At 35.6% G+C, this 20,661-nt stretch carries 16 protein-coding genes; 5 read left to right on the top strand and 11 right to left on the bottom strand.

Features of this window, described 5'->3' with window-relative positions:
* Window positions 1-350: 350 nt before the first annotated feature.
* The gene (gene brnQ / locus ACUW85_RS03930; RefSeq protein ID WP_154837911.1) at window positions 351-1,706 is read right to left on the bottom strand and encodes a branched-chain amino acid transport system II carrier protein; all 1,356 of its coding nucleotides are present in this window, start codon (window positions 1,704-1,706) and stop codon (window positions 351-353) included.
* Between the two features lie 259 nt (window positions 1,707-1,965).
* Between brnQ and ACUW85_RS03935 the strand changes: the two genes are divergently transcribed.
* Complete coding sequence (locus ACUW85_RS03935; protein WP_182023263.1) at window positions 1,966-3,489, top strand: FAD/NAD(P)-binding protein; 1,524 nt, start codon at window positions 1,966-1,968, stop codon at window positions 3,487-3,489.
* Window positions 3,490-3,542: 53 nt separating this feature from the next.
* Here ACUW85_RS03935 and ACUW85_RS03940 read toward each other — a convergent pair whose 3' ends face one another.
* The 6 genes from ACUW85_RS03940 to map all read right to left on the bottom strand — a co-directional run bounded on the left by ACUW85_RS03940 (window position 3,543) and on the right by map (window position 10,683).
* Window positions 3,543-4,523 carry a DNA/RNA non-specific endonuclease gene (locus tag ACUW85_RS03940; protein WP_286163232.1) on the bottom strand — a complete coding sequence of 327 codons (981 nt, stop codon included), beginning with the start codon at window positions 4,521-4,523 and terminating at the stop codon, window positions 3,543-3,545.
* A 197-nt stretch (window positions 4,524-4,720) separates the two neighbouring features.
* The gene (locus ACUW85_RS03945; RefSeq protein ID WP_026466483.1) at window positions 4,721-5,689 is read right to left on the bottom strand and encodes a GMP reductase; all 969 of its coding nucleotides are present in this window, start codon (window positions 5,687-5,689) and stop codon (window positions 4,721-4,723) included.
* Between the two features lie 349 nt (window positions 5,690-6,038).
* The gene (gene rbsK, locus ACUW85_RS03950; RefSeq protein ID WP_182023264.1) at window positions 6,039-6,935 is read right to left on the bottom strand and encodes a ribokinase; all 897 of its coding nucleotides are present in this window, start codon (window positions 6,933-6,935) and stop codon (window positions 6,039-6,041) included.
* Window positions 6,936-7,058: 123 nt separating this feature from the next.
* A complete protein-coding gene (locus ACUW85_RS03955; protein WP_182023265.1) occupies window positions 7,059-8,051 on the bottom strand; it encodes an LCP family glycopolymer transferase in 993 nt (330 codons plus the stop codon).
* A 69-nt stretch (window positions 8,052-8,120) separates the two neighbouring features.
* A complete protein-coding gene (locus ACUW85_RS03960) occupies window positions 8,121-9,716 on the bottom strand; it encodes an LCP family glycopolymer transferase (protein ID WP_182023266.1) in 1,596 nt (531 codons plus the stop codon).
* 211 nt (window positions 9,717-9,927) lie between these two features.
* Window positions 9,928-10,683: a type I methionyl aminopeptidase gene (map, locus tag ACUW85_RS03965; protein WP_026466487.1), complete on the bottom strand. Its 756-nt coding sequence runs from the start codon at window positions 10,681-10,683 to the stop codon at window positions 9,928-9,930.
* 236 nt (window positions 10,684-10,919) lie between these two features.
* Here map and ACUW85_RS03970 point away from each other — a divergent pair, with 236 nt between their 5' ends.
* The 4 genes from ACUW85_RS03970 to ACUW85_RS03985 all read left to right on the top strand — a co-directional run bounded on the left by ACUW85_RS03970 (window position 10,920) and on the right by ACUW85_RS03985 (window position 13,823).
* Window positions 10,920-11,627: a GntR family transcriptional regulator gene (locus ACUW85_RS03970; protein ID WP_182023267.1), complete on the top strand. Its 708-nt coding sequence runs from the start codon at window positions 10,920-10,922 to the stop codon at window positions 11,625-11,627.
* Window positions 11,628-11,733: 106 nt separating this feature from the next.
* Window positions 11,734-12,189 carry a flavodoxin gene (locus ACUW85_RS03975; protein ID WP_048729332.1) on the top strand — a complete coding sequence of 152 codons (456 nt, stop codon included), beginning with the start codon at window positions 11,734-11,736 and terminating at the stop codon, window positions 12,187-12,189.
* A 21-nt stretch (window positions 12,190-12,210) separates the two neighbouring features.
* Window positions 12,211-13,458 carry an aminopeptidase gene (locus ACUW85_RS03980; RefSeq protein WP_165696626.1) on the top strand — a complete coding sequence of 416 codons (1,248 nt, stop codon included), beginning with the start codon at window positions 12,211-12,213 and terminating at the stop codon, window positions 13,456-13,458.
* Window positions 13,459-13,505: 47 nt separating this feature from the next.
* Window positions 13,506-13,823, top strand: a complete 318-nt coding sequence (locus tag ACUW85_RS03985; protein ID WP_016896415.1) for a hypothetical protein — start codon at window positions 13,506-13,508, stop codon at window positions 13,821-13,823.
* Window positions 13,824-13,907: 84 nt separating this feature from the next.
* Here ACUW85_RS03985 and ACUW85_RS03990 read toward each other — a convergent pair whose 3' ends face one another.
* The 4 genes from ACUW85_RS03990 to ACUW85_RS04005 are packed head-to-tail and all read right to left on the bottom strand — an operon-like array spanning window position 13,908 to window position 20,590.
* A complete protein-coding gene (locus tag ACUW85_RS03990; protein ID WP_069285766.1) occupies window positions 13,908-14,312 on the bottom strand; it encodes a GtrA family protein in 405 nt (134 codons plus the stop codon).
* A gap of 2 nt (window positions 14,313-14,314) precedes the next feature.
* Window positions 14,315-15,265 (bottom strand): glycosyltransferase family 2 protein, encoded by a 951-nt coding sequence (locus ACUW85_RS03995; RefSeq protein WP_182023269.1) that lies wholly within the window; start codon window positions 15,263-15,265, stop codon window positions 14,315-14,317.
* A gap of 7 nt (window positions 15,266-15,272) precedes the next feature.
* Window positions 15,273-17,909, bottom strand: a complete 2,637-nt coding sequence (locus ACUW85_RS04000; RefSeq protein WP_182023270.1) for a YfhO family protein — start codon at window positions 17,907-17,909, stop codon at window positions 15,273-15,275.
* Between the two features lie 59 nt (window positions 17,910-17,968).
* Entirely contained in the window at window positions 17,969-20,590 is a 2,622-nt protein-coding gene (locus ACUW85_RS04005) for a YfhO family protein (RefSeq protein WP_182023271.1), read from the bottom strand.
* Window positions 20,591-20,661 lie beyond the last annotated feature (71 nt).

A 20,661-nucleotide genomic window follows, 5' to 3' on the forward strand; every position in this document is an offset into this window, starting at 1 on the left:
TATCAGTACTGTTAAAGTACAAGGTTGAAGATATGAGACCAACAAAATCCATAATAACTGAGGCTAATTCTTTCTTACCAAAACGGCTAGCTAGATTTTTGTAACGACGCAGCTTCCTTATCCACCTTCACACGTTCAGTAGTATTTTTATTCCAGATGATAGGCATTTTAAAGATACTGTTATCGTTGCACTAGAAAAAAATATACGTTTATTATATTTTGTTGGCATACGTAACAGTTAATATATGCGACATAAAATAATCTCTATCAAGTTTATAAACGATAGTTGTATTTTGCAAACAAAAAAACACCTCACTTCAAATCAAGAAGTAGAGGTGTTATCCGTTCGTTTAACTAGCTATTTTTTCTTTTTCAGTAAGAATAATACCAATAACGAGTCCAATCAGAGCTGGGACTAGCCAGCCAAATCCAAAGGCATAGAATGGCAGAATCGTATCAGCAAAATGACCAATAGCTTCTCCACCGATTGCATCAAAGATGCCTTCAGGTAAAGTTTTAATGAAATCGAATAAGGCTGCAAACATTGTAAAAATAGTAACCCAGCGATATACATGTTTACTGGTATAAATAGGTTCACATAAAGCGATAATAACTAGTGAAATTGCTAATGGATACAAGAACATTAATACCGGGGTGGATAAGCCGATAATCGTTGTTAATCCTATGTTTGAAACAAGGAAGGATAAGACCGCAAATAAAATAGTCCAATTGGTCAATGATAATTTATTCGGAAAAAGTTCTTCAAAAGTTTCTGCACAAGCTACAATTAATCCAATTGCTGTCTTTAAACATGCGAAGACCATAACTATAGCTAAGATGACTGAGCCAGCAGTTCCAAAGTAGTGTTGCGTAATCAAGGAGAGCGCGATACCACCATTTTCTTGTACATCAATAAAGCCACGACTTTGTGTACCTAAAATAGCTAAGCTGAAATAAATCAAACCCATTAATATAGCAGTTAACAAACCGGATTTTACTGTTGAATTGGCCAAGTTTTTAGGTTCATTCACGCCTAATTTACGGATTGAGCGAATAATAATAATACCAAAAGCCAATGCCGCTAAGACGTCCATCGTATTATAACCTTCCAAAAACCCTTGGAAAAAGGCTTGATTTGAAAAGCTAGCAATTGATTCTACCTCAGCTACGCTTATTTCCGGCATTGTAAATGCACGAATAAAAATAATTGCTAAGAAAATAAGAAACACAGGATTTAAGAACTTACCAATATAATCCATAATGTTTGATGGCCGAAGTGATAATGCCAAGGCTACCCCGAAAAATAAGGCTGAATAAATCAATAAAGCGACAGGTGACTCAGCGAAACTTGTTGTCGCAAAACCCACTTCAAAAGATACAGATGCCGTCCTTGGACTAGCGAAGAATGGGCCAATAGTTAAATACAATGCTACCGTAAAAAAGTATGCATATTTTCTAGAAATCTTACTTGCTAAATGAAAGACACCTTCTGAGTGTGTCATCCCCATAGCAGCTACTGCTAATAAAGGTAGCCCAGTTGCAGTAATAATAAATCCTAGACTTGCTTGCCAAACATGGTTACCAGCCATTTGTCCCATCAAAACAGGGAAAATAATATTACCAGCACCAAAAAATAAGCCAAACAACGTGGAAGCTACGACAATGAGCTCGCGCATTGTCAGCTGTTTATTTAAATTTGGTTTCATAATTGTAACTCCTTTTCGTATTCAACAAAAATACCATATCCTAACATAAAACAACATTACATTAAGATAAAATTTAGGGAATTCTAATCCTATCCTCTTTTGATCTACAAATATCTCGTAGGCGTTTCTTATAAAATATAGGAATGTGCTATAATTTATAGCGATAATAGAATGGGGAAGGTAGACGCAATAATCAAATATATTTCAATATACCTTCGTCCCTACAACAAATTTTTAAACAACAAATAAGGAGAACACTATGCAAATCGCGATTATAGGATTAGGTGTCGCTGGAAATGGCAGCCTAAAAGCCCTGATTGATTTTAAAAAGCAACATCCAAAGCAACCCTTAACCATTGATATTTATGATGAAGCCACGCCCTTAGGCAATGGTTTCCCCTATCAAGAGGACGACAATAAATTAGTAATGAATTCATATGCGAAAGATTTGTCTATCGAAGCAGATAATCCCAATGACTTATTAGACTGGTTGTCCTACCATCACAAAGAATACTGTAATCCAGCAGCCTTTATCCCGCGTGCAATGTACGGTGATTATTTAAAGGACCGTATGAAACATTATTTAGACAATGACCATGTTCATATCCATTACCAACGTATTCAAGACATCCAAGTTGTAGATCAAACAGGCAATCATATTACAGGTAGCCAGGAAAAGAATTGCTACTACCAATTACAAACAGCTGATGGTCATTGGCAAAATACCATCTATAACGTCGTTTTCTTAAATATTGGACATCCACCTTATGCGGATCACTATCATTTAATCGGGCACAGTGGATACATCCATGATCCATACCCGGTAAAGGAGAAACTTGCCGCCATTCATCCAAATAAAAAGATTGGCATCATTGGATCCGGCTTAACTGGTCTAGATGTTATGCGTTACCTGCAATATCACTATGCTAATCAGCTCGCTCGTTCAATCACCTTCTTTACACGATCTACACCATTCTCCTCTGTCAAACAAGGGCCATATGATGGTTATATTCAGGCTACGTTTAATATGGATTGGATTAAAAATCAGCAGTCAGCCCATAATGGTTATATCCCACTAGATAATATTTTGGAAACTTTTATGGAAGATATGGCAGTTAATAAAGTAGATGTTAAACGCGTAATTGACCGATATGGTAGTGGCGCTATCACGGAGATTCGTCAAGAATTAGCCCACTACGATCGCGATTTACATATATTCCAAATTTATACGGGTATTGTCACGCCTTATTTACCTTATATATACATGGGCATGTCGGTACTTGACCGCAATATATATAAGCAAGAATATATGCCTATTTTTGAACATTTCAGAAGTCAAATGACACATGAAGCCCTAGAGGATATTATGCAGTGGTATGACGAGGGTAAGGTAACCTTCCACGATAAACTGGCGGACATCAAACCATATAGTGACGGGGGGTTTGAACTGATTTTTGAGAACGGTTCAAGTAAGCATGTGGATATTTTAGTGAATGCAGCTGGATTTGAAAGTCAATTACTACCGGCAACACAACAAGATGTATTCATAAAAAACATGGTTAACCGTGAAATATTTACCCCTGCCTTAGACGGTGGTGTGCTAGTCACCTGGCCTCAAGGACAAGTCATTTCTCAACGGTATGGAACGTTCGACAACCTCTTCTTAACAGGCCGTTGGATTATGACCACACAATACGGAAACAACAATGCACAAATGTCTTTTGCCTTTGGACAACAAGTCGCAAAACAATTTCTAGATCGGCAAGTAAAAGCATATAAATAAATAAAGAGTCTGACCTGATCGCAATGCTTCTTAATCAGGTCAGACTCTTTATTTTAAACTGCTAATTGATTTGATCCATCGCTATAATCAATCTCAATCCCTGGTTGAACATTTGGAATATAGACATGGAATTGCAATTCACCATCATCCTCAATGGAATAAGCCTCCATGAAAATACCACGCGCCAGTAGTTCATCTCCCATGAATAAAGGCGTAATCCGGTAGCGGACATGATTTTCACTATCTTCCACGTAGGCAGCCACATAGTTTTCAAAAGGTAGCATACCTTCCACATTGAAATACCGGGTCCCGGTCATCAAGTTCAGCAAATTATCCTGCTGACCAGTCAACTGAAAACCAATTAAATGACTTCGGTTATACAACCAGCCAGCCGATACAATATCATACCGATTTTGTTGCCAACCAGTTGGTGTGATTGCGGTCAAAGCTTCTCGTTGTTCCGATTCAGCTGGCATCAAGTCCACCCCTAACAAGGCATTGGCTTCAGACACCCGACCCAAATCATCCAAAGGGCTATACCGCTCCCAAGATTCTTCAACATCCGTCAAATCAGCATCCGTAAAAATCGGCACATTGTCATTCACTTCAACATAAGCCTGCCCGCCCGGCACACTAGGCGGGTTCTGGTGGTAGAGCTGACCTAAATCCTCAGCCTCTTCCAGCGAAGATGCCCCTTGTTGGCTTTCTGATGTCGAGTCACCACTTGATTCTGATTCAGATGAAGAACTTGCCCCATCCCCACTACTATCTTCTATAGAAGAAGATGCTTGGTCGTTCTTATTCCCTTCATCAGCCTGACGTACCCGCGACGACTCAGACGCTAATTGGTGGTCCTCCAAAATATCCTGATAAATCGACGACGTCTGGGACACCTCTTTGGCCACCTCAACCGGCTCAGCCAACCGCTCTTCCGCCATCCGGTTACCAACCCATAGAAATAGGATTAATCCCGCCAGAACTAGCATGGCAAATAACCGCTTATCCTTAGGTCCTTTTTGATTTCTGCCAGCCACCAACAACACCTCCTTCTCACTAAATATCTGCCTTTTATCATACCATATTTCCATTTTTTCTGGGCAAAAGGACCAGCACTTTCATGGCTGACAAGCCAATTTAGACAAATTTTTTCGTCAATAAAAGGACTGCAGCTTTTAGCCACAGTCCCTTGAAAATTTTATAATTTACCTTGGTTATAATATCGGCCTTAAAATTAGTCACCGTTGTAAATAGTTGGTACGATCATGTAGTCAACCGTACGTAAAGCACCTAGGTCACGACCACCTGCATATGAAATACTTGATTGTAAATCTTCTTGCATTTCACGCATGGTGTGCCATAAGCTACCGCGGCTTTCAATCAACATTTTCTTACCTTCAACGTTTTTGTAGATACCCTTTTGGAATTGAGATGCTGAACCAAAGTATTCTTTGTAAGTTACACCATCTTGCTCTACAGTTTCACCTGGTGATTCAACGTGGGCAGCTAATAATGAACCGACCATAACCATTGATGCACCGAAACGTACCGATTTAGCGATATCACCGTTTGTACGGATACCACCATCAGCGATAATTGGTTTACGCGCTGCTTTAGCACATAATTTAATCGCTTGTAATTGCCAACCAGCAGTACCGAAACCAGTTTTGATTTTAGTGATACATACACGACCAGGTCCAACCCCTACTTTAGTAGCGTCAGCACCAGCGTTTTCTAAATCACGCACTGCTTCAGGTGTTGCCACGTTACCAGCAATTACAAATGTTTCTGGAATCTGTTCTTTAATGTATTTAATCATATCGATAACAGTCTCTGAATGACCGTGCGCGATATCAATTGTCATGTAGTCTACGCGTTCACCACTTGCTTTGATTTCGTCGATGAAAGTATATTCTTCTGGTTTTACACCAACAGAAATTGACGCAAATAAACCTTCAGCATTCATATGCTTGATAAATGGCATACGTTTTTCTGGTTCAAAACGGTGCATAATATAGAAGTAACCTTTGCGGGCCAATTCTTCAGCTAACTCTTCATTTAATACAGTCTGCATGTTTGCTGGCACAACTGGTATATTAAATTCACGACCTCCAAATTCAATTGAAGTGTCTGCCTGGCTACGGCTTGTAATCACACATTTAGCAGGTATTAATTGGACTTGTTCATAATCAAAAGTTTCCACGAATTCAACTCGCCTTTCTCTCTATCAATATCTTCAACAACAAAAAGTGTCCGTAAACACCAATTCGTATTCTACACACTTACTTTCTGAATTGCAAGTTTTATTTATTCGTTTTTTTAGCGATTTGTTAAAATTTATCCAAATCAATGTATAAATTGACTGGTTTTTTCACCAATTGACGAACATTACCCTTTCGAATTAACCCGAATATCACTAAATTCAAAACAAGCGGTTTTACCCTCGTAGAATTTATATTAAAAGACGAACTTTTAATCTCAGAGAATTTTTATTTAAACAAAAAAGAAACTAGCTTATCACTAGTCTCCCTCTTGCAAAGAAAAATCTACCTTTATACTTGCCAGCTATCATTAAATTCTTCATGCGTTTTTAAGGCATCAATCGTTGGCATCCCACCTTGGGCACCAAATTTTTGAACAGATAAAGAACCTGCAATTGACGCAAATTGAATGGCGTCAGCTAAGCTATTACCTTTGGATAAGGCCACGGTAAAAGCACCTGAGAAGGTGTCACCAGCACCCGTTGTATCCACTACATTCCCTTTAATCGCTGGCACATGTACAGCCATTTTTCCATCATGGTAACGGACCCCGTCACCACCCATTGTAACCAATAACTGGGCTGGGTATTGGCCCAATAATGCATCCGTTTCCAAATCACCAAACATCTCTTTAGCTTCTGTTTCATTTGGCAATAAATAATCCACTTTCTCTAAATAGGCCTTATCAATCTCAATAAAAGGCGCTGGATCATAAGTCACCTGAATGTCATGTGCCTCTGCCAAATCGATTAAGTATTGAATAGATGGCATAGGGATTTCATTTTGAATCACAAAATAGGTACAAGCTAACAAGTCCGCTTCCACTGATTTCAAGTAGTCAACGGTGACTTCTTGGTTAGCACCAGGCACATAAACGATGGCATTATCCCCTTCAAAAACGGTAATATGCGCTGAACCTGTTGTCGTATTTTCAATTGTTTTAACAGCTGTCACATCCACACCATTTCGCGCTAAGTTAGCCTTAGTTTCTTGTCCAAATTGGTCGCCACCAACGCAACCAAACATTTGCACCTGTCCACCTAGTCTTGCTGCTGCTACCGCTTGGTTGGCCCCTTTACCACCAAAAGTTGTTTCAAAGGCTTGACCATAAACCGTTTCACCTTGCTTTGGCACACGGTTTGTAGTTACAACGAAATCTGTTGAAATACTACCAATTACACCGATCATTTAAAATTCCTCCTCATGTATCATTCTTACCTATATTATACGTTATTCATGCCAGCTAAACAGAATTTTTCCGAAAAAAAGAAGCCGTGCACTACACACGACTCCCATTTTACAAGCATAAAGCTATTCTAATTCTAAATGATCTCTAAGTTCTGCAGAGGTTTCTGAAATTTGCGATTCAGATAAGATATTGTAGTAAATACCTGTCGACATATCGCCCGTACCTACTAAAGTAGTAGATTCAACATTTTCAGAATCAATTCGGTAGTTCAAGGCTAATTGGGTCATATCTGAAACAGTTAAGTCAGTAACCACATTGGCTTGTACTGTGTCAAATAAGCTACCTAGAGATCCAATATTAGATACATCAGAATACTTGTCTAAGATGGCTAATAGGACTTGGCGTTGACGGTCAGCACGACCATAGTCACCATCTGGATCATCGTAACGGTTACGAACGTATGCTAGGGCTTCAGCACCTGTTTCCAGGGTAATTTGACCTTCTGGGAAGGTATATTCATCTTGAGAGAAACTGAAATCATTGTATAAGGATACCCCACCAATTGCATCGATGATGTTCATCATACCCGTCATATTCACTAAGGCATAGTAGTCAACCGGCACATTCAATAGGTTTTGAACTGCATTGATTGAACCAGATGCCCCACCGGCCATGGCATAAGCACCGTTAATCTTGAAATCAATACTTGAAACATAAGTATCACGTGGAATGGAAACCATTTTAGCAGTTTGTGTATTCGGGTTAATGGTCACAAGAATCATGACGTCAGTATTTTGTTCACCAGTCGTTCTTGTCCCCCCTGAGTCCATCCCCATGAGTAAAATAGAAATTGGCTCTTTATCCGATACAGTCACTTCTTCTTCACGGACTTCTTCTACCGGTTCCGCACCATCGGCGTCCGCAGGTTGATAAATCGCGTCTCCTGTTTGGTCAATTCGGTAATATGAGTATGCAAGAATCCCGCCCCCAATAATTAAAAAGGCTAACAATACCCATCCAAAACAACCCAATAATCCACGACGTTTCTTACGAGGATGCTCCTCATGATACGCTTCCCTTTGACTTCTACGATGGCGACTTTCTCTATTTGCCATATAATCCCTCCTCCTCAAAGATAGATATAAAAACTTTTATAAATTTTATGCTATTTATTATTCTATGATTTATTCTGCAACGGTGGTTTCTTCAACAGGTGTATCGGTCACGGGTTCTTCAGATGTAACCGGTGCTTCTTGAATCGTTTCCGGCACGCTTTCTTCAGGTAATGTCATTGATTCTGATGTTGCCGGCGCTTCATCACTATAAGTATTGCTATAGGTATCTGTATAATTAGATGTTTCCGAATAAGTAGATGAATCGTAATATGTTCCCGTGTCTTCTCCCGTAGTTGTGTCGCCGTAAGTATCCAAGTCACTACTTGTATCCTCAGTCACAGTGCCACTTGGGTCAAAACCAGCTGTAATATGTTCTAGCAATTCATCATCTAAAGTGGTTGGAATCGTTTGATCTTCATTTTCATCGATCAAGTCTGTGTTCCCTGTTGATTCTAAGTAGTCATTAATTGAATAACCAAAGATATATTTGACCAGTTCATTCAAGTCTTCTCTTGAATATACCCCTTGTTGAATGGCCATCTCATCATCTGTTAAGACGCCGTCCCAATTCAAGTCAGACACTGGGAAGTAGGTTGATTCAACCCCATACTCTACAGGGTAAACAATGGCTGAATTAGTTGCTTCATAATCGATGTTGTCTTGCATGATGGATACATTTTCTAAACGCTCTAATTCTGGAATTAACATGTAATAACCAAAATCAAGGTTTAGGTCAACATAGTCATCAAAGACTAATTTATTTAAATTATCCATGGCTGCTAAGTAATTTGACTGCAAGGCAAACATATTATCCACTGTAATATTTGTTTTAATATCATCACCTACGGCATCTAAGATGTCATTGTAATTGGTAATTGTTCCAAGTGAAATGACCTTATCTACTACCGCTTCGATTAATTGTTGTTGTCGTTTTTCACGGCCAATATCGCCTTCAGGATCCGATTTACGCATCCGCACGTATTGCATTGCTTCTATTCCAGATAAGGTGCGTGTTTCGCCTTCTGTAAAAGAAACGTCGTTTTGAGTAAAAGTTAAGGTTGGCGTAATATCCACACCACCCAAGGCATCAATCACGTCCATAAATCCTTGCATATTGACATTCACATAATAATCAATTGGCATATCTAAATAGCGTTGTAGGGAGTTGATTGTCCCTTCAATCCCATTATAATTCATATAAGCATGGTTTAATTTATCAAATTCATCCGTATCACTTTGGACCCCTAATGCATCCCTTGGAATAGAAACGACAGTTGATTCGTTGGTCTTTGGATTAATGGTGAAGACCATCATTACATCCGTCCGCGTCTCCTCAACATCCTCGTAATAAAGCGCTCCGCTATCAAGACCTGTTAGTAAAATAGTAATTGGTTCGCCATTTTTTAATTGTGCATCTGCATCACGAAGTTGCGCTGAATTCACATCCTCATAAATATCAGAACCGAATCCAGAAATATCAGCATATACTTTAAATGCAATCGCACATATAACGACTACCACAGCCGCAGCACCTAAAATCCAATAGGTTTTCTTTTCTTTAGGCAACCATTTTGATGATGTAAGGGCCTTTAAATTGAATGAATTCGCTTTTTTATTATCGCGGCGACTAGGGGCTTGATTTTTTTGATTATCTTGCTTTGTCATAAGCGCTCCTCTGGAGAATTATTAGGAAAATTGCTGGGTTTTCTTTGCTAGAAATATCTGGTTTATCTTGTGAAACTTAAGCAATCTATACCAATTTACATTATAGCATAATGAAATTTAACTTCATTTTAATTTAAATAATCTTAATAATTATTTATGTGAAAAAACCATTAAGTTTGCATGACCGCCCTTAATGGTTACATTCATTTCTTTAATCTTTTTGTTGCGTTAAAATAATTGGCCCATCTTCAGTGATGGCTAAGGTATGCTCATACTGTGCTGAACGTCCGCCATCAATTGTGCGTGCAGTCCAACCGTTAGCGTCCATTTGCGATTGCCATTTACCAGTGTTGACCATTGGTTCAATAGTAATCGTCATGCCAGCACGTAAACGTTGTCCTTTTCCAGCTACACCAAAATGCGGTACAGATGGTCCTTCGTGCATAGTTGGTTGAATACCGTGACCCACGAACTCACGCACAACTGAAAAACCTTGGCTTTCAACATATGTTTGAATTGCCGCACCGATATCTCCAATACGGTTACCAACACGTGCTTGCTCAATCCCTAATTCTAAGGCTTTCTTCGTTACGTCCATTAGTCGTTGACCCTCTTCATCCACTTGGCCAATACCGTATGTCCAGCAAGAATCAGCAAAATAGCCGTCTAATGATAAAACAGTATCGACACTGACGATATCGCCATCTTTTAAAGCGCGGTTAGGTGCTGGGAAGCCGTGACAAATTTCATCATTAATGGATACACATGTCACATACTCATAGCCTTCAAAGCCAACTTGTTCACGGATAGCGCCTGCTTCAGTAATTTTTTTATCAAAAAAGGCTTCAATTTCCATTGTGGTAACGCCTGGTACCATCATTGGACGCAATTGTTCATGGATGCTTGCTAATAAAGCCCCTGCTTTTTTCATGCCTTCTATTTCACGGGCAGATTTTAATGTTATCATTCACTCTCGTCCTTCCTGTATATTCTGCTTTATTATACCTTAAAATCCAGCGAAATAAAACGAATCCGACACCCTTTACCAATTGTAACCGCTTTATTTTTTATAACTTTTAATGATAATCTTTGGCTTTTTCTTGACTAAACTGGTATGATTAAGAAAGTAATAAAACGTTATTGCATATTTTTTAAAGCCAAATATGAAACGTATCTACCAATGACCTGAGCGAGGTGAATGGCATGGGAAAAACGCAAAAATTAGAACAAGTTGCCTACTTACATATTAAAGATCAAATACTTAGTGAAAACTGGAAATCCGGTTTTCATATTGTTGAAGCCTTTATTTCTGAAGATTTAGATATCAGTCGAAGCCCTATTCGTGCTGCTTTAAGTACCTTAGCAGATGAAGGCTTTGTAGTTATGATTCCGTATCGCGGATTCTTCGTCGGAGATAATGTGCCGAAAGTTGACTTCGTAGCCCACCGTTTACGCTATGAATTAATTATCAGTTACCGGATGTTGGATCAAATGATTAAACAAAAGGTTAAAGGTGAAAACTACAAGGATATTTTAGATGAGAAAGTACTAGCGGTACAGAATGCATATGAACACAAAAATTTTGATGACTTCTTTGCAGCTAGTGAAGCATTATTAAAAACAATTTTGGATATTGGTAATCATGACTACCTAGTTAATGAAGCTTTAGAGTGTTCACATACTGTAATGACAGCTATTCTTGAGAAATACCATACGGATGAACCAAAAGATTTCATTTTGGATATGTATCCTTTCATGATGTACCTCGGTGACTTAGTACGGTTGATTGCAGAAAACCGCTTCAATGATGCACGTGTTTTATTTGAAATCATTATCAACTATCTGAAAATGCAACTACCAAAAGAAACACAAGAAGCTTTTGAAAATATCGATACTTACCGTTTAGCTTGATAAAGTGAATATCTAACGAATGAAAGTACTCTATATCGTCAAAGAGTGCTTTTTTTGCTATAATTTAATTAGAAATGAAAATTATTATTGAAAGGAGCGAACCATATTGCCAAAGGCACTAGTTACCTTTGCTTCTTTAACTGGAAACGATGAAGAAATAGCAAATATTATGACCAACTCTTTAGTTAATTTGGGCATAGATGCACGTATGGTGGAATGCCAATCTGTGTATGCGACCGATTTTCTAGAAGAGGATATCTGCGTTGTCGTGACCTATACATACGGTGCTGCTGCAGACTTACCAGATGAAATTGTAGACCTATACGAAGAATTGTCGGACGTTGATTTAACAGGTAAGATTTTCGCGACCTTAGGTTCAGGCGAATATGATTACGAAGAATTCTGTAAATCTGTTGATGATTTTACCGAACAATTCAAACAAACCGGTGCTATCCAAGCTGGTGAAGCTGTAAAGATTGAGTTGTATCCTGAAGACGAAGATATCCCTCTAATTGAACAACTTGCCCAGCAATGTGTAGATAGCTACCAACAACATCAATAAAAGCAATCTTAGGAGGACAATATTTACATGGAGAATTTTGACCAATTATTAGACAAATATGCAAACCTATTAATCGAAAAAGGGATTAACGTACAAAAAGGCGACAATGTTATGATTTACATTGCCATCGACCAAGCACCCCTAGCGCACTACTTAGCAAAACACGCTTATGAAAATGGTGCTCGCCGTGTACACTTTACTTGGAAAGATGACTACACTACCCGCTTAAACTACGAGTACCAAGCGACAGAAGATTTAGCGGAAGTTGCTGACTATACTGTAGCCCGCCAAGAAGATTTAATCTTAAACCAAAAAGTGTCACGCCTTTCAATCGTATCTGGTGACCCAGATCTATTAAACGGTATTGATGCAAGTAAAATTGACACTGTTCAAACCAACCACGGTCAAAAATTAAAAGTTGTCCGCACTGCGACAATGAACGATCAAGTTAAATGGACAGTTGCAGCAGCTGCTGACTACGGCTGGGCGAAGCACGTTTTCCCTGAATTAGCTGAAGATAAACAAGCAGCAACAGACGCATTATGGGATGCCATCTTCAAAGCAAGTCGCGTATACGAAGCTGATCCAGTAGAAGCTTGGAACAAACACCGTGACTTGTTAGACGAAAAAGCACAAAAATTAAACGACAAACAATTCAAAAAATTACATTACACTGCACCTGGTACAGATTTAACATTAGGTTTACCTGAAGGTCACATCTGGGTATCTGCTCAAAGCTTTAACCCTGATGGTTCACCATTTATCGCTAATATGCCAACTGAAGAAGTCTTCACAGCACCAGATACAAACGTGATGGATGGTTACGTGACTTCAACAAAACCACTATCTTACGCGGGTTCTACAATTGAAGGCATCAAAGTAACTTTTGCAGACGGTAAAATTGTAGACGTTACAGCTGATAAAGGTGAGCAAATCATGAAAGATTTAGTCTTCAACAATGATGGTGCGCAAGGTTTAGGTGAAGTTGCCCTAGTGCCACATAAATCACCAATTTCTCAAAGTAACCTAACATTCTACAATACCCTATTTGATGAGAATGCTTCAAACCACTTGGCGATCGGTGCTGCTTACCCAACTAACGTTAAAGGCGGAACTGACATGTCAGAAGAAGAATTACAGGCAGCAGGCGTTAACCGTAGCCATGTTCACGTTGACTTCATGATTGGATCAGCTGAGATGGATATCGATGGTATCGATGCCGATGGTAATGTATTCCCTATCTTCCGACAAGGCGAATGGGCTTTCTAATTTTCTAACCGTCATTACTGTTATAAACAAGTTAAAGGAGGTTACTTATGCCGCTTAATCCCAAAAATAATGAAAACGATCTAAATGAACTATATAATCGTTTAAAGAACATGGACCGAAAAAAAGTTGACGAAACCCTTGAATACCTAGATAAAGGTTCACCAAAATTAAACTGGTTATATATCACCCTTGCCGTGGCCATTATTTTCCTTTTAATTTGGTTGATTATGATTATGAACCCGAATGCAGATGTGGCGCCAACGATCGATAGGTCTGAAGAAATCAACCTTCAAATCCATGATATGGAGTCCCGCATTAAATCACTAGAAGATCAAGTAGAAAACTTAGAAGAAGCAAATAACTAATCAAAAAAAAAATCGTTGCCAACCACCTAGGAAACTAAGCGTGTTGGCAGCGATTTTTTTAGTAATTATCGTAGCCTCATATCATTATTTGAATATAAATACTTTACTAAAAATATAGTTCAACAACACTACCACAATTTGTGTTACAAGTTTCGCCCAACCTTCTCCACTATTTAGATAGGTTAATAAAAACATTAACAACATATCAATCAAAAAAGATAATAAGCGGAAAGTGATAAAACTGGCAAATTCTTTAAGAATTATACGTATTGACCATTCTCTTGCTTTAAACACCCAAATCTTATTGGTAATATAAGCAAAAATAATTGATAATATCCAAGCCACTGTATTAGAAACAAAAAGGCTTGATACTTGTCTCATCAAAAAGAATGATACTATATTGACTAATGTTGTTAATACGCCAAAAACTACATATATAACAAATTCTTGATTAAATAACTTTTTCTTCAACTTATCTATAAATGCCATTATTAAACCTCGTTCAACTTATCCTTCAAATCTGCTTCGGTTTCTTTAATAATAAATATGGGTCTATTTTTAGTCTCTAAGAAAATTTTACTAATATATTTACCAATAATCCCGAGACAAAGCAACTGAATACCACCAATAAACAAGATAATCACTACTAGAGAAGGCCACCCCGCAGTTGGATCTCCGAACATTAAAGCACGTAGTATAATGATCAATCCTGCAATAATAGAAATAACAAACATCAAGGCTCCTGAATATGAAGCAATTGACAAAGGTACTTCAGAAAAATTGATGATCCCTTCTACTGAATATTTAAACAAGCTCCAGAAAGACCAAGTAGTATTACCAGCGACTCTTTCTCTATTTTCAAATTCAAGATAGATAGTGTTAAATCCTACCCACGAAAATAATCCCTTTGAAAAGCGGTTGTACTCTGTCAACTCAAGAATAGCATTCACCATCTGTCTAGTCATTAACCGATAATCACGTGCGCCATCTACAAATTCAGTATCACTAATTTTATTCATGAGTGCATAAAACTGTTTAGCAAAGAAGCTACGGATAGGCGGTTCTCCACCGCGGTCTACTCTTCTCGTTCCAACACAATCAAGGGTTGGATCTTGGTATAGTTTATCAAGCATTACTGGCAGTAATTCAGGTGGATCTTGCAAGTCTACATCCATTAAAGTAACAAAGTCCCCTTTAGCTTGTTTTAAACCTGCATAAATCCCTGCTTCTTTACCGAAATTTCTTGAAAGCGAAATATAGCGCACTTGATCATTCTCTTTGGCTAGCTTTCTCATTTCATTTAAAGAATTATCTGATGACCCATCATTCACAAAAATATATTCAATATCTTGATCCATCAATTGCTTTACCTTTTCCATTTCTTTGTAGAAAAGATGTATAGATTCTTCTTCATTAAAACACGGTACAATGACTGATAACATATTTCTCTCATTCCTCCTTTTTATTGTCCTTTTGACTAGTAATTTTAAACAACTTACTGGATTTTTTGCCATCTAGCAAAATTAAGATCAATAGAGACACTAGACTCACAACTATTGAACTATATAAATATGGTTGTACAAACTTCATTTTGATATTTAATTGACCTTTTGGTATTTTAAATCCTATCATACCATTGTTAACATTTTCTATTGCCATTTTTTCATTATTGATCTCTAATTGCCAACCGTCTTCATAGAATATTGGTAATACTAAATAGGTATAACCATCACTATTATCAAAGTTAATCTCTAGTTTATTTTGTGTTAGTTCCAAATCATAATCTAATTTCTTATCTTCATTACTTCTTGCTTCCAATTGATCATATGATAGTCCATAAATATGATTGATTTCAAAATCATAGCCACTACCACCAGCAAAATCAAATAAAATTTGGTCATTAAATGGGATAGATACTTGGTGATGGAATTGTTGCAGAGCATATTTATCATTTGGTGACTTCATTTGAAGTTCCATGCCATTAATTGAATAGTTATAGTTACCAGTATAATAATCTGTATCAGCTTTTAACGTATAATCAATTATAAGCTCATCATATGATTGACCTGCATCGATGTTAGCAACTAATTTGATACCTTCATCCGATTTTGAAATATAATTATCGCGATATAAATTATTCTTTTCTATACTATAATTTAGGTCATTTTCTGGGTGTGCGGATAGCATCTTATTTTTACTAGAAGTAGTATATACGCCATCAATTAATTGTAAATCCTTGAAGTCAAGGGTTGTATTATTAGTTATTTGATATTGATTTTTTACTGGATGTATAAAAGCAAAAGGATATTTATTTTTATAAACCGATAATTCACCGAAACTTTTAATTTTCTCATATCCAGCAGGTACAATATATTGTTCATCTTCTTTAGCGATAACGTAATCAATTTGAAATAAACTATTTGTTATCTGTCTAGCACCCAATCCATCAATAGAAACACTGCTATCCTTAATATTAGTTAAACCAAAAAAATCTATGAAATCTCGTTCATATTTATTTTGAAAGCTCGAATAATTATTAAAGGTACTTTGGTTATATGCAATGCCTAAATTAGACATACCCACGTACTCTATGCGATAAAAGTCATTAGCATCGCTCTCGATATAATGAATAGCTTGAGTTATCTCCGTATTTGGATTTTCGAAAGTATCATATAGATAGTCTTTTGAAACAGTTTTCAGACTATACTGTTCAAATAACCGCGTATTAAATTGGTTAATGAATGGTACTGTTAAAAGAAATAACGCCATCAGTGCAGCATGTTGTATTCTAGGTTGTTTAGTATAACTGATAAGTAAATAGAAAAGCACGGCGAGGCCTAAAAATATCATGAAATTTTTTTTATTAATACCGTGATTAACATCCAATGGTTTTAAAGTCCCATAATAAATCAATAACGTTAGTCCTACAGCAAATAGACTTGATTTTAGAGATTTATTTTTCAATATTTGTTCTATGCCAATGCCAATTGTAATAGCAATAAATAGATAAGTAATAAAATGCCATCTATATTGTGGCGTGCTAAAACCATTAAATATACTAGCAACTTTGGGACTATATCGCATTAAAATTAAAACGGTTGTAAAGATAGAAAAAAAACGAAAAATTTTAGTTTGATAATTCTTTAAATTCAATAATATAAATAAATATACAAATGAGATCACTTGAATTGAATCTAAAACAAGTATATTTTCTAATTTAATAGCATCACTACCCCATAATGGTGCTGTTACTACTATACTATTTCGGCTATTATCAATAAATCCTTTTATGAATGGAATAAATCCAACCGCTGAAATACCTAAACCAATTAAACCAAATACTATAATTTGTTTTAATTTTTTTTTCCAACTTAATTCGTTCTCGTTTAATTGTATGAACAACCGTATAAGAATATAGAACCCACTTAATAATAAATTTGCAAAGGCAAAGTAACCATTATTAAATAAAGTTAAAGCTACACCAAAAGAAAAAATCCATCCTCCTTTTCCTTCAAAGATTAGTTCAACCCCAAGTAGAATAATCGGTAGCCATAACATAGCATCAGTAAAGAACTCCCACAAAACAGCATGTCGAAAATAAATTGGTGCGAACGCATAAAATGTTGCCGCAAATATGGACACAGGTCTACGTACTTTAAATTTTGAAATCAATATAGTCGTCAAATAGGCAATTAAGCTAGATTTTATAATCGAAATAATTAAGGAAATCTCTCCCCAATATAAAATATCTGGTGTACCAATCAGGTGAAATTTGTTTAATATCCACGTTACACATACGGATAAATAATAGAAAATTGAGGTCGTGTAATAGTAACTTAACTTTGTAAAAAAGTTTGATCCCCCACTATAACCAAAACTATAAAAAAAATTGCCGTTGGTAAATTCTTTATATAAGAAATCTTTAAAAATTAACATTTGTTGTGTTTGATCATTGGGTCCTGCCATAATTAAACCCCTATTGATTTGGTTATCAATAAAGAAAAGATGCATCAATATAGATGCACCTAATAATAATAAAAGGACGAAAATTTCTTCAATAATAGTTCTTTTTGTTATTAATTTCATTTATTCTCTCCAATTTATTATAAAGTTAAAGATTCCATTGTAAAGACTTCTAATCAAGATTAGAAATCTATATGAAATTTATTGTTTTCTTTTGAATAATTTATTTGTAAATAAATTAAAAGTATCACCGACAAAAGGCTCAAAATAATTGATAAATTAAGGAATGGCTGTTTAAATTGTAACTCAATTAAAACGTTTCCTTCCGGTATCTCAAAACCTATCAAGCCATAATTAGTATTTACAATACTAGATTTTTCTCCGTTTATATACAAATTCCAGCCTAGTTCATTGAATATCGGTAGCACCATAAAAGGATAGTTATCTGAATTCTGAAATTCAATCTTTACTTGACCATCACTGACATTCAAATTATAATCTTGCGTCTCAACATTTTTTTTATATTCTATTAATTCATCATAATTAATTCCATATACCCTTTTAATATCAAATTTATAATCAGTATCAGATCGAAAAGTAAACACAGCTTCTTCGCCATTTTCGATTAATGCTATTTTATCAGGTCGACGTTCTGAGTATATTTTATCGAAGCCAAAAAGCTCTATATCATTACCGTTGATATTATATTTATTTGCTCTTTTCTTATTCACTGGAATTAATGAGTAATCTACTACTATTTGATCATAACCAGATTCTTCAAAAGATAAAGATACTATAATATCATTACTACTATCTTCTCCTAGTAATTCGTTATCTTCAAATTTACCATTCTTTATATCTAAATCATAATTAATTTCATCAATTATATACCGATTGTCGCCATCATTTTTAGCATACTTATCTTCTACAATTGCACCATTCACCATTAATTCATCCAAGTTCTTATTATATACGGCACCCTCACTATATAAAAATCTAACTGGATGAATAAAAGGTAAATCCATATTATTCACATATATATTGGTTTCACCGTAATCCTCAGTGTATTTCTTTTTACTGAAACCATAAGGAATTCTTAGGTTATTGTCTTGAGCTATAACTGTATCTAAATTCAATAAGCTGTATATAACCTGTCTTCCACCAAAGCTATTAATTCTATTCAGATGTTCAGCTTGATCTAGAATTTTTAATTCACTAATAAAATTCTGAGCCGATCCATTCAAAAAGCTGGAATAAATATTATAGCTGGAAACATTTTTTGCTAATGCTAAGTTTAGTGGCAGTTCAGTAAAATCAATTTTACCATCATTCAGGCCTTGGTTTTCTAAATCATTGATTATTTCAGTTATTTTTAAATAATCATTTTGATAGGTATTTTCTATTTTTAATTCATCAACTTCATATAATCGATAATCATAATAGAGCTGTCTATTTTGATCAAATAATAGGATAATATTAACTCCACTTAGTAGTAAAAGCACTGGTAATAAATTTTTATTATTTATAAATAATATTACCAATAGAAAACTTGTAATTACTATAAACATTGGCCAATATTCTACTAATAATGATTGTTTCTCTGTTAATGGGACCTTGGATGAATTGCTGTAAATACAAAACGTTGTAAGAATAGATATAAGAAATCCAAAGAAGGCTTCTTTCTTATTTAAACCGTCCATAATTGTATTCAAAGACATTCCCAAAGAAATAGACATAAATAATGGTACTAAAAATAACCATCTCTCCTCAGGATATGAGAAGCCATTCATAATACTTCCAACAGCTGGACTATACCTTGCTAGTATGCCAAATAATGTAAGCAGTACAAAAAACCTAACATTTTTATTTCTATATATTGGAAAAAAGGTGATCAAAAGTACGAATAAAATTGGGACTACTTGATATTCATCTGTAAAAACAAAATTATGAATTTTGGGATCAAAATGGAATAAGGGTGCATCAAAGTTTCCAACAGTCCGGTTTGTTTTAAAGAACCCAATAACAAATGGTATGAATCCGGGAAGTCCTAATAGAAAACCTAAAATACCATAAATAATATAATCTTTTACTTGTTTTATAATATCATTTTCATCAGAGGTCAGATGAATGAAAAAACGTAAAATAATATATATCACAGTCATTAACAAATTTATATATGCTAGGTATCCATTATTAAATAATGCTAATCCAATAGCCATTGCAAAAATGTGACCTTTCCGCTCACGTATTATTTTTTCAACACCTAGAATTAGCAGAGGCGCCCATATGAATCCATCTCCAAATATTTCCCATAAACTAGTTTGGTGAAAATATATTGGAGAAAGTGCATAGAATAAAGATGAAAAGACAGCAATTTTTGGATTTACATTTAAATATCTTAATAATTTTGTCGTGATAAAGATGATAATTGAAGTTCTAAATATACTGACGATTAAGATCATTTTTCCCCAAAATACGAGATTAATATCTGTAATTAATCCCAATTTTTCCAGTATAAAAGTTATTAAACTAGAAAGATAAAAAGATAATGAAGTAGAATAATAATAACTTAAAGAAGTAAAAAAATTTTCTCCTCCCATATATTGAAAATCGTAAAAGAAATTTCCTTTTGAAAATTGTTTGTATAAATAATCTTTAAAAATAATCATTTGATTAAATTGGTCACCTGTTGTTGCCATCAATTGATTATTTAGTATACTATTTTTAATAAAAAAACTATGACCAATTAACGAAATAATAATACATAATGAAAGTAAGAATATATTTGTTTTATGCCGCTTCATAAAGTTTTTCCCTCCCCAAAAAATGAGTTTATCAAAATAAAAGAATTAGATACTCTAATTCTTTTATTTCT

Source organism: Aerococcus sp. 150760013-2 (assembly GCF_053627715.1).